At 30.7% G+C, this 11,217-nt stretch carries 11 protein-coding genes and 1 pseudogene; 4 read left to right on the top strand and 8 right to left on the bottom strand.

Features of this window, described 5'->3' with window-relative positions:
- Nucleotides 1-123: 123 nt before the first annotated feature.
- The gene (locus ACOMCU_RS27495) at nucleotides 124-417 is read right to left on the bottom strand and encodes a hypothetical protein (protein ID WP_421052211.1); all 294 of its coding nucleotides are present in this window, start codon (nucleotides 415-417) and stop codon (nucleotides 124-126) included.
- Nucleotides 418-457: 40 nt separating this feature from the next.
- Complete coding sequence (locus tag ACOMCU_RS27490) at nucleotides 458-1,246, bottom strand: TnsD family Tn7-like transposition protein (RefSeq protein WP_421052210.1); 789 nt, start codon at nucleotides 1,244-1,246, stop codon at nucleotides 458-460.
- 366 nt (nucleotides 1,247-1,612) lie between these two features.
- On the opposite strand from ACOMCU_RS27490, the gene ACOMCU_RS27485 reads away from it, so the two are divergent.
- From ACOMCU_RS27485 to ACOMCU_RS27475, 3 genes are all read left to right on the top strand, one after another.
- Nucleotides 1,613-2,137, top strand: coding sequence for a sigma-70 family RNA polymerase sigma factor (locus tag ACOMCU_RS27485; RefSeq protein WP_400910511.1), 525 nt, complete (start codon nucleotides 1,613-1,615; stop codon nucleotides 2,135-2,137).
- Nucleotides 2,130-3,452, top strand: coding sequence for a DUF4179 domain-containing protein (locus ACOMCU_RS27480; protein ID WP_421052208.1), 1,323 nt, complete (start codon nucleotides 2,130-2,132; stop codon nucleotides 3,450-3,452). Before ACOMCU_RS27485 ends, ACOMCU_RS27480 begins: the two co-directional genes overlap by 8 nt.
- 391 nt (nucleotides 3,453-3,843) lie before the next feature.
- Nucleotides 3,844-4,212, top strand: a complete 369-nt coding sequence (locus tag ACOMCU_RS27475; protein ID WP_421052207.1) for a hypothetical protein — start codon at nucleotides 3,844-3,846, stop codon at nucleotides 4,210-4,212.
- Between the two features lie 722 nt (nucleotides 4,213-4,934).
- Here ACOMCU_RS27475 and ACOMCU_RS27470 read toward each other — a convergent pair.
- Together ACOMCU_RS27470 and ACOMCU_RS27465 are read right to left on the bottom strand one after the other, a co-directional pair.
- Nucleotides 4,935-5,150 (bottom strand): hypothetical protein, encoded by a 216-nt coding sequence (locus tag ACOMCU_RS27470; protein ID WP_421052206.1) that lies wholly within the window; start codon nucleotides 5,148-5,150, stop codon nucleotides 4,935-4,937.
- A gap of 111 nt (nucleotides 5,151-5,261) precedes the next feature.
- On the bottom strand, nucleotides 5,262-6,431 hold the full coding sequence (locus ACOMCU_RS27465; protein WP_421052205.1) for a sensor histidine kinase: 1,170 nt from the start codon (nucleotides 6,429-6,431) through the stop codon (nucleotides 5,262-5,264).
- 361 nt (nucleotides 6,432-6,792) lie between these two features.
- Between ACOMCU_RS27465 and ACOMCU_RS27460 the strand changes: the two genes are divergently transcribed.
- Nucleotides 6,793-6,978: a hypothetical protein gene (locus ACOMCU_RS27460; RefSeq protein ID WP_421052212.1), complete on the top strand. Its 186-nt coding sequence runs from the start codon at nucleotides 6,793-6,795 to the stop codon at nucleotides 6,976-6,978.
- 34 nt (nucleotides 6,979-7,012) lie between these two features.
- On the opposite strand, the gene ACOMCU_RS27455 is transcribed toward ACOMCU_RS27460, so the two are convergent.
- From ACOMCU_RS27455 to ACOMCU_RS27440, 4 genes and pseudogenes are all read right to left on the bottom strand, one after another.
- A complete protein-coding gene (locus ACOMCU_RS27455; protein ID WP_421052203.1) occupies nucleotides 7,013-8,173 on the bottom strand; it encodes an MFS transporter in 1,161 nt (386 codons plus the stop codon).
- Nucleotides 8,154-9,551, bottom strand: coding sequence for a tetratricopeptide repeat protein (locus tag ACOMCU_RS27450; RefSeq protein ID WP_421052201.1), 1,398 nt, complete (start codon nucleotides 9,549-9,551; stop codon nucleotides 8,154-8,156). Before ACOMCU_RS27450 ends, ACOMCU_RS27455 begins: the two co-directional genes overlap by 20 nt.
- Before the next feature lie 495 nt (nucleotides 9,552-10,046).
- The gene (locus ACOMCU_RS27445; RefSeq protein WP_421052200.1) at nucleotides 10,047-10,523 is read right to left on the bottom strand and encodes a hypothetical protein; all 477 of its coding nucleotides are present in this window, start codon (nucleotides 10,521-10,523) and stop codon (nucleotides 10,047-10,049) included.
- Between the two features lie 422 nt (nucleotides 10,524-10,945).
- Nucleotides 10,946-11,179, bottom strand: a pseudogene (locus tag ACOMCU_RS27440) (heteromeric transposase endonuclease subunit TnsA); the annotation flags it as partial.
- Between the last annotated feature and the right edge of the window lie 38 nt (nucleotides 11,180-11,217).

The following is an 11,217-nucleotide window of genomic DNA, read 5'->3' as shown; positions in this document are numbered from 1 at the left end:
TAAAATACGTATTATGAAATTGATTCATTCATCAAACAATTTATGCTTTTCTATGTATTCATTTGTTTTCAAAAGATATTGCAGTTCGGCTTTTATATTTGTCCTATCAAGTGTCAAATAAATCTATGAATACACTTTAGATTTTTCAAACATTATACCCTTACTAATAATTGATTTTAAATATAATAGCACTTGTTTATCTCTTTTTATCCAATTAATAGAGGTCTCCGACCATATTGATAAGTCCTCTGGTTTAAACCATTTCTCTCTTTTATTTTCTTTAAGTAACTCTTCAATTTCAATTGAACTGATATGTAATTTATTTGAAACTGTTTCTATGCTAAGACCCTTATTATAGATTAATGATAATACATTGATTTTCCATTCTTCTGTTTTATAAAACCATGTTTCAATCAAGTGCCAATCCTTAATTCTGAAAATCTTGTCATATTCACAATTACATTGAACACATTTGAAATTTATACCTTCTTTTTTGCTTATCAAAATATATTTTAGCATCTTGTATATTACATTGATTAAAGCTTTCACAAAAATAATTCAAACATGGAAAAGGTCCTGTTTCTCCTGTTGGGAGAGTTAAATTACATTTCATAAAATCTGATAAAGAGCTAAAAAAGAAATTAATAAAAAATAATGTCTCAATATAGGTGAAATGTATATTACATATTAGAGGGTATTCTACAATTTGCTCAAATATCCGTTCATTAAATCTTGCCAGTTTCATTAATTCTTTTCCATAGTAACTCTCTATATCTGACCTAAGTTTTAATACATCAACTTGTCCTGTAGAATTTACATATCCATTTGCAATTAAAACCAAGTAGAACTTACCGTACCTAAATTTAAAATACAAATTCAAATTTTCCATATTTAAATTTAAACTTTGTCTTGCAAATTTTCGTGCATAAAATCTTGTTTTATTTGAGAACTTCTCGAATACTTCAGAACTTAAATCTTTAATTTTTAATGTTTTCAATGAAGTATTACTTTCACTATAATTCCAATTTTTTAAAATAACATCATGTTCTAAACAAATTAAACTTGTGGGTAATTGGTGGGACAACCTCCAATATGATTGGCCAAGAGTTTTAATGTCATCCCGAACACAATTAGGGCAAAACTTTAACTCTAATTTTTCTAAAACTCGTGTGTCTTCTAATTCACTACTGGGTTTTATAGACCGCGCTAGATAGACAATTTCATTATTAATGCGTATTGTAATCAAAAAAATAGAAGGATTGCTTTTGTTATGATTATGATCAACATTGATTAAAAAAGAGTAGCTTTTGCTACTCTTTTTTACATTCAGTGAGATAATGCATTATTACATGTATCTCAGTTGAACTCCTTTTTCTTATATATCTAATTCAGCCAATTTATAATCTAATTCTACAAGCTGATTGGGGGGAGCAATCCTTACCCTCTTTCTAATTCGTGATGGTCCAAGTTTTGATCCATAGTGGACACGCGCATATAACCAAATTTCATAAGTATTAGAGAACAAAATTGTTTAATCAAAAAAAATGAAAAAAATTGAAACGTTATTCATCCCTGTTTTGTCTAACAGTTAGAGGAAAGGAGGGGCACAAATTTGCAAGATATTAAAAAGGTTCAGCGTGCTAAAAAGGGAAGTAACAAAGCTTTTCAAGAGCTGATAGAGGATGAAAAGATCAAACTTTATAAAATAGCCTACATTTATATGAAAAACGAAGACGATGCACTGGAGGTTGTCCAAGAAACTATATATAAAGCTTTTGTTTCAATAAAGTATCTGAAAGATGAACGTTACTTTTCAACTTGGTTGTCTCGTATCCTTATCAACTCAGCGATTGATCTTTTAAACAAAAAGAAAAGAATTATTCCAATGGAGAGAAAAAGCATAGAAGAAAAGCTGGCTCCATACCTGTCAAATCAAAAAGATTCTGATTTAATTCGGGCTGTTATGGAATTAGATGAAAAATATAAAACGGTTTTAATTCTACGGTTTTATAAGGATTACACGGTTAAGCAAATTGCAGATGTTCTAGATTGTCCAGAAGGAACAGTAAAAACAAATATCCATCGAGGGATTAATCAGTTAAAAGAAAAATTAAAGGAGGATTCTGTTAATGAGTAATAACCAATGGCCAGATTTGAAAAAAGAAATGGATAAGGTATCTGTCCCAATGGATAAGCTTGATTCGATTATTGCAAATACAATCAATGAAAATCGAACAAAAACGTCAAAGAAAAAAGTGGTTTTCTATTCACTAAGTGCCGCAATAAGTGCCGCAGTTTTAGGCTTAGGCGTTCTTATTGGGTCAGCAAGTGTTTCTCCTGCAATGGCGAAGATTGCCTCTAATATTCCGATTATCGGAACCTTTTTCAACGACTCTTGGGATGAGGGACTAAGAATTGCAGGAAAAACAGGCTTAACTCAGGTGGTTGACCAATCTTCAAAGGACAATGGGATTACGTTAACAATGAATGAATATTTCTATGACGGTACTCGTTTAACATTCGGATTTACTCAAGAATCTCTGTTCGCAACTGGTCAGATCGAACATCCAACGATTGAAGTAAATGGGAAGGAAATCAATTTCATTTCCGGTTATTCAGGAGAATTTGTCACACCACAGAAATATAAAGGGACGATGGATATTACGCCGACTGAGGAACTTCCGGAAGAATTTGATATAAAATTGAGAATTGATGCGGTTGATCTGATTCCAGGCAAGTGGGAATTTAATTTTCCCGTGAAACAATCAAATGAAGTAACAGTGATTCGACCGCAGGAAGTGAAAACCATCGAAGGGGCAGAAGTAGAAATAAGTTCTTTAAAAGTTGGCCCAGCTGGAACAGATCTTAATGTGAAAGTGGTAAAGGATGAAGGGAATAATAAGCTTGATCCATATTTAAACTTTTACGTGATCGATGATAATGGGAATGTGTTAGATACGGTAACAGCAAGTGGTATTGGAGATACCAAAAATGGAAAAGAAATAGAAAAGCTTAATTTTCTGTATGCACCTTTAAAAGAAGGCAGCAAAAAAGTAAGAGTTGTTCCTTACACCATTCCTATGTCGGAAAAAGGCTTGGAAGAAGTATTCATACCATTGGATGAACAAACTCTGCCTATCACCGTCGATCAAGGTGAATTTGGAAAAGTTCTTGTAACAAAGATAATTCATGAACAAGATAAAATTGTCATGTATTTTGATGTCGAAAGTGATGTAATTGTAGACGATAAATTTTCAAGGAATTCATTATGGCTAGAGGATGCTAATGGGAAAAGCCTATTGCTAGAGGATAATCCATTAGCAGAGCGAATTGAGGGTAATACATTTAAGCAAGAATTTGCAGCAAGCAAGAAGAAAGGCTTGCAGATTAAAACCTATAAGTTTCCAAAACCAATTACGTATGAGGAATTTAAGATTGATATTCCCAATTAAATATGAGCCTATCCGGGCTTAGAAAGAGGCTCATATAAAGGGATTGCTTCTTATACTCTAGTGGCTAACCATATTCCGGTTAGTAGTCTATACAATAATTTCCATTATAATTAGTTTGATTATGAAATTTATTATGAAGTAACTTGTATGAGGCCATATAAGCTTTTTCTATAAAACGGGCGCAGACGTTAGAGCTGTCACTCAATCAAGTATTATAAAATCCCTCCTGAATCTTTTACATTTCAGGAGGGATTTTCATAATAAACCTTTTCGGGGGGATATGAAAAAAATACCCTGCTTCTGTTGTCGAAAAGATTAATTAGAAAAGCCAATATTCACTGTGTATACTTGTAAATATAGTGATAATATGGGATTGAAAAGAGGGGAGTTAATGGATTTATTTAATTTTGCGATAGCGTTCCAAATTCTGTTGTTTCTTTATTTTGAAGTAACAACCCTTGTTAATCTTTATCCGTGGAATGATTTATCAAAATACTCAACAAAGGAAAAAATCATTGAGGCTACTGTAAACGGAATTATTATCATTCTTTGTATAGGATTGTTTATTACACAGATAAAATGGCTAATGATTATTTCGGTGGTCTTTTGGTTTGTATTTTTATTTATGCAACTTCTAAATTGGTGGATGCCTTATCTTACTGGGAAGTATTTAAAGCAATTTCCAAAAACTCTATATGAAACTCATTTTAAAAATACACTTAAATTATTACCTAGTCACTTAAACTTTGTAAATCGATAACATTGTGATATTTTACACTTAAAGTAACGGGGTGCTTTAGTACAACAAGTGTTTCGAAAGTAACCAAACTTCTTTATAAAGAATTTAATCTGCCACATTAAATAAGAGCATGTTTTGAAAAAAGGTTGATCAAAACATGCTCTTTAGATTTGTTCTCGTATAAAGGTTAATATCGTTAATTTAATCAACAACTTTATTACAAATCTAAACTATTCATTTTTATATTTTCCAACCGTTTTCACATCACGTTTAAGTTATACATGGACAACTGTAGCTTCAAAAAAAAGATTGTTACCAAAATCATTAAAACCATATTATTTACATTTAAAAAACCGTACTCTCTATGACCTATAGATTGTTACTAAAAGTAATAAATGTAACATTACCTCATTTATTCAATAAAAAAAGATAGTTACTGTTTTTTTATTTTATAAAGCCATTATATCACTGATATACTTGGTCATGAATCTATCTGTGATTCAAATGAAATGAATATATATTGGGAAGAGTTAACAACAGCAAGTCAAGTTGTAAAGTCCTCCTCACTAGAAAATGCGAAAGAGTCCTTTAAGGCAGAAAATAAAAGGGACCCTAATGATAACGAATTATTTTTCATAAAAGCATTTGTTAATGACCATATTATTCAGTCACAATAATTATATAGAATACATCAATCAAATATAAACAGTAGCCATCTCATAAAAATTGAAATGAGGTGGCTTTTAATTATTCGATAATGTATGAGCGTTTCTCAGTCCAAATGCTTCGTTTTCTTGTTCAAATGGGATATAAAAACTCACCTTCTCTTGTTCAAAAATATTAGTCCTGCTGAAGTAATGTATGGTTCGATTTTTCTTCAAACGATATAATAATTTTTTCTCCGTTCTTTCTATTTGATTTTCTAGCAATTGAATTAACTCCTGTGTTGCTGGTAACACCGTTCTCACCTGGATCGACTATTTGGAAACATACTATAAATTAGGAATTCCTTTGTTCGAAAAAATTTTAATTTTCTATGCAATGAAAAAAACCTCCAGGCGATGAGGAGGTCAACTTAATCTAACAACCAACACAATAGAAACGACATGATCCTTTGTTTCTGCAAAAATGTTGCCTTCCATTTTTTTGAGTAGTTGCTTGCCTATGTATAATCCTAATCCGTTGCCTGGCTTGTTGCCCACATTTGAGCCCCGCCAAAAGCTTGAGAACATATGGGGCAGCTCATTCTGCGAAATCGGTGCGCCCGAATTCTTTACTCGGATTAATTGTCTATATTCTTCTTCATGGAATGATACTTTTATATAATTACGATCACCATATTTAATGGCATTTTCAATGATATTATCAAATACCTCTACAAGTCTTTCTGGGTCCCCTACCAGGAGCTTATCCTGAACTTGCTCGACTTCAAAATTAATTTTTAACAGAGCAAGCTTTTCTTTATTACCATACGTTATCTTTTCAATCCATTCACTTAAATAGAATTCTCTATTTTGAATCTCGAAATCACTTAGCGAGGATGCAGATGTGGTTATAATATCGCCGATAAGTTTTTCAATCTGCTCGGATTTTTGCTCAATGAGCTTAGCACATTCCTTACGCTTCTTTTCACTCTTATAAAGGTTGTTATATAGTGCTGCTGAATATAGTTTGATAGCAGAAACTGGTGTTTTGAGTTCATGGGAAAGTGATGCAATCAGCGTTTGTCTATCTTTTTCAAGTCGTAAATTGGTTTGTTTCTGTGACTCCAATGTCTCTCTGAGCAAATCAAGCCCCCAAATAAACTTACCGAAAAACCTACTTTTACTCTCTTTTATACCTTGATTTAGATGTCCTTTTGATAACTCAAGTGGCATATTCTCAATGGCATGAAATGGCTTAATGATTTGCCTTTTAAGATACAATAGCACTAATACTATAGTAACTAAAGCTAACAGTAGAATGATATCTATGGCAATAATTGCGGGTATCAAATTATTCGGAACATGATATGTCATCCGTAAATATCCTACTAAATGTTGTCCGTCATAGATTGGATTAATCATAAAACTTGCTCCATTACTAACGCTTGCACCATTAAAAAATTGCTTGATTTGAAGTGGCTCTGCATTCCCCTCCATCCAATCAAGGCTCAAAATATAGCTAACTTGATCGAGCTCAATGTCATTTAGCAATACACCATTATTCATCTGGTGGGAGATGCGATTCGCTTCAATCACATAGCGACCACCCATTATGGACCGCATTCCTATTGTTAGTTAGTGTCTAACAATTGGGATGCTGTTTCATCACCGAGTGGTCTTCTTATGGGCTATTTAACTAAAGCCCTCGTTCGTATTATAAGGTCAGCCAGAGAAATCTGGTTGACTATTTTTTATTCAATGTATAGATTGATAGTAGCCGGGGTAGAACGGAAGCTCCCGTGGTACTTGATCCCGACAACTAAACTGTTCGCCCTCTACTTGTTAACACATGATTAGGCTGGTTGGGACATAGTGATCCCGTATAACAAGCGAAGATATGAATAACAAGCTAGATAGAGGTTACCGGTCAATACACTACATGAGGAGGAGATAAACTATGAACCCAGTAGTAGGTCTGGATGTCGCAAAAGGTGAGAGTCAGGTTCAAATGTTCTTGGATAAAAAAATGCCCTATAAAAGCATTGTGAAGATTGAACATACGATAGAAGCGGAAAAAGAAAGCCGTTTTCAAGCTTTCTTTTTTTGTTCTTTAATAAGCAATATTTATTTTACATGTCCTTAATATACCAATTTACAAAATGATCAACTTTGTAAATTTATACTTGCTTTTCTGCAGAAAAAGATGTTCTTTTATACATTATGAAATATATAATCCCTAAAATTAAACTTAGAATTGAAAAAGTTATGAATAACGATTCTATATTCACATAGCTGTATAGAAATCCTCCAATTGTTCCCCCTAAAGCATCACCTATAAAAAATGATGATTGTATAATCCCAAAATAAATAGATAGCTCATTAGAAGGGAAAACTTTATATTCCCATAATTCTATTGAAATTGTTGATACTGTAAGTAAAACGCTAATAGTAAGTATCAAACATAATATCAAATACTTTTGTTGATTAAAAATAACCATGGATAATGCAGATAAACATAGTAAAATTTCAGCAATTAAAATATTATAATGAGGATACAACAACAATTTTTTATTTTGAATAACAAACCCACTTACAATTTTTATAATAGCATAGAGCCCCATTATTATACTTACAGTTGACAAACTGAACCCTATATTCTTTAAAATAATAGGCAAATATGGCTCAAACATACCATTGCTCATTCCTAATATACAACTGCTAACGATAGCTAATAATGTCAACTTTTTATCGGTAGGGAGAATATTTCTACTTTTTTCGTTAATTCTATTATCAGGAATTCTTACTAAAAACACTGTATAAAGACATAAAGAAGAAACTAATAAAAGTATTATATATATATATTTTGATTCATGAAATATGACTAACAATTGACCTGCTATGAGTACTGATAAGACTGTTCCTATTTGTCCAGCAATAATTCTAGATGAAATCAGAAACTCTTTATCTTCTTCGTGTTTATTCGCTAATTCAAAAATCCAAGTTCGAATTATAAGAATGACAGAGGAAGCCCCTATTCCAGATATGAAACCAGAAAGTATAGGCAATACAATAGGACTTGGAAAAATTCTTAATGCCATACCTATTGAGTAAAGAGGTATAAATATAGCAAAAGACTTCAATATTTTCATTCCATTAATCCTACTCCCCAATAGGAATGATAAAGATCCTGCTATTGCCATAAACGCATAAGAAAGTGAATAAGAGAATACAGCATCGTTTTTTTCAAACCATAATACTTGAACGTAGCGTGATATACCCATACCTAGATAGAATATCAGCAAAAAAGAGGTTAGTCCTTTATACTTTAATGCCTTCACAGTTTATTTTTATCCTCGTCTCTTCTAAAATACTTGAAATATCTTTTTTATAATTATCATTTAAAGAAATTCCTGAAATGTCTATGCTTAAAATTGTCTCGTATTGTTCTAAATTATATAAAGAATATAAATAACTATATAAAATCTCACCGATATATCTATTGTTATACTCTAAGAAATATGCTGTTTTATAATTTAAAGCTGCTTCTTTATAATTTTCTTTTTGTATAAAATAATATCCTTTCATGGCTGATTGAATAGATAAATCTTCAATATTTTTGTCTTCAATAATTTCTAACCATTTGAATCCTTCATCTAATAAATCATTCTCAAAGAGAATTTTAACTATTTCATAGTGATAATCAGCATCGTAGGTATCTATTTTAATGATTTCTTCTAAAAGTAGAACACTTTTTCTAAAATCACCTAAAGAATTATAACATTGAGAAATGTTATACATTAAAACCGTTTTATGCAATAATGCGTATTTTTTACCACCTGCGATCAGTAAATCTAATTCTTTTATTTTTTTTTCTAATAAGTCAATAGCTTCTTGTATTCGATTCCGTTTAAAAAGGATAAGAGCATACCCATTTCTATTAAAAATCTTTTTAAATTCTTTATCATTATGAATAAAAGAAGGGTCATTTAATAAATTATAAGCCCTTGTTAAATATTTTTCTGCTATTTCAATACTATGGAAGGATTTATCGTGATGTCTTAAATACAACATAGAAAGTATATATAAGGATGAAATTTTAACTTCATTTTCATTATTAGTATTATAATCTTTAGAAATAATATGTTTTAATAAAGTTTCACCAGCAAAAGTATTACCTAAATTATTTTGTGTTATGGCCAATCTAAGAAGAAACTCTATGTCTAAATTGGACGAGTTAGAAATTAAAACATCATTACCTATATCTAAAGAAGTCCAAAGATCTCCTACACTCAAATAAAATGCCATATCGTTATCTTCAATTTCTATAGCTGCCATATTAGCTTGAAGTGATAATTTTATATCAATAGTTTTCTCTGAAAAATGATTTAATCTACTAATAAAGAATAATTCTGGTTCAGAAATTTGTGAAGCATGAAACTGAATTTCAACATTTTTAATTTTTTGTCTTTTCAACTCATTAAATACTTTAAAACTAATAAAATTAATTAGTCGTAAAGCTCTATGTAAATCAAAATATCTCAATTGATGATTAATATCTTGACTATCAGTTATAGACATATCAGAAGTTATATTTATATTTTTAGGATTTAAAAAATTATTTTCGACAGTTGTTAATAAGTTTTTATTTCCAAGAAGTTCTATTGTATTCGCTATGATATTGGTACTTACTAAGCTGTTTTTTAGTATTTTTATCAATGTAATACCTCCTAAAATAATGAAAAAATGATGGCGTTTTTTACACGTCATCATTTTTTTGTTATTATTTGTATACTACAGAATTTGTTTTTTTAACAACTTGAGGTTTACGCATAATATACAACACCTTCCTATTTTTAAAATTTATTACATTTACAGGTTACCATATATGGAAAATAATTTCAAACACTTTTTTTGGGAAATTAGTATAATTATATTTTAATTAGACTTAAAGCTAATATTGTAGCTTCTAAAAAAAGGTTGTTACTGTTTTCTTATTTTATAAAGCCTTTATTATTATCAAAGTTATAATTATGATAAAGTGATATCACTGAGAAGAATACTCCTTATTGAAAAAATGCCCTTCATCTACATAAAAAGCTTCTCATCATTATGGTCAACCATAAGGAAAAAAGCCTTTTTCGAAAAGACTGTTCCTGTTATTTCACATAATAGTTATCTAATCTTCTATCTAAAATACATTTTTTTATTCATCTAAATAATCAGTTCATCAATAGGCAATTTTATAAATCCATCCTCTAATAAAGCTTCATATGCAGATTTCTTTTCACTCTTTCCTCTTTTAATAATTTTTTCTAATAAGTTATTTTCAGCCTTTGTATCCTTTTTCTTAATTACTTTACTTCCCTGCTTATCTTTTAAATAGGTTAATGCCTGAATCGTGATATCTGCTGGACTTTCATATTCAGCATTATTAATAATTCTTTTAACTACAATCTCGGCTTGCTTTGCATCAACTCCTAAAGTAATCAAAGAGTGAACAGCTTTCTCCAAATGTGATACTTCAAACTGTCTTTTTTGATTTTCCTGCTCTTCCTTTTTCCTTTGAATAGATCCTCGAACATCTATTTTACTTTGCCTTTGTTGAAGGAATCCAGATAAATCAATTGGAGTTATGTCTTCATATTTGGAAATTTCAGATTCAATACCATCTCTTAGAGCTTTCAACATAGGTTGAACTAATTTTAAGTCTTCTTTCCCTACCTTAATAATAGCTTCAGATGTAATAAATTCATTTCCCGTTTCAATTGCTCTGCTTTGAACTATAGAAAAAAGCTTAACGGCAATATCTATCTTGCTTTGGAATAAACTTTAATTAAAAACAGCTCACAAATCCTTATTCTACGGAAATAAAACAAATCCATTTTGAAAAAAGTTTGATCAAATTGGATTCGTTTCTTTTTGAATGAACATTTAGTTTTATAAAAAAAGTCTGATCAAAACCCATTTAGAATTCTTTGATTGAAGAGATAAAGCATCGCATCTTTTTTATAAACGTCGCAACGTTATTCAAAACTTCGCGTCTTTCTTACAAACATCGTGACTTTATTTCAAATCCACAATATATGGCCATCTACGGAATAAGGAAATTATTCTCGAATATCAACAACGGAATCCCAATATTCAGTTAAATAAAAGTAATTCCGTTCCAAATCTGATAGAAATTCATTCTGTCTATTTGTTCTAATACCTTTTAAACGTGTAGACCGACCTTTCGAAAACACATCTTGAATGTTTAACCATGGTTTATAATCCTCTCCAACTCCAGAGCCACGACCTTCTTTAATCCATTTTTCGACTTGCGATGTTCTTGCTCTTTTAGACATAAAAAAACACCCCTTTAGATTGAACTGCACCCCAATTG

The sequence above is a fragment of the Lysinibacillus sp. UGB7 genome (assembly GCF_049058285.1).
In the GTDB taxonomy this organism is placed as follows: Bacteria; Bacillota; Bacilli; order Bacillales_A; family Planococcaceae; genus Lysinibacillus; species Lysinibacillus sphaericus_B.
Note: the sequence above shows the minus strand (reverse complement) of the source record. Positions and strands in the feature narration are given on the sequence as shown.

What these genes read in the sequence shown, in the direction of transcription:
- ACOMCU_RS27475 (WP_421052207.1), top strand. Translation starts at nt 3,844, where the DNA reads ATGGATTTATTTAATTTTGCGATAGCGTTCCAAATTCTGTTGTTTCTT.
- ACOMCU_RS27480 (WP_421052208.1), top strand. Translation starts at nt 2,130, where the DNA reads ATGAGTAATAACCAATGGCCAGATTTGAAAAAAGAAATGGATAAGGTA.
- ACOMCU_RS27445 (WP_421052200.1), bottom strand. Translation starts at nt 10,523, where the DNA reads ATGTTGAAAGCTCTAAGAGATGGTATTGAATCTGAAATTTCCAAATAT.
- ACOMCU_RS27460 (WP_421052212.1), top strand. Translation starts at nt 6,793, where the DNA reads ATGAACCCAGTAGTAGGTCTGGATGTCGCAAAAGGTGAGAGTCAGGTT.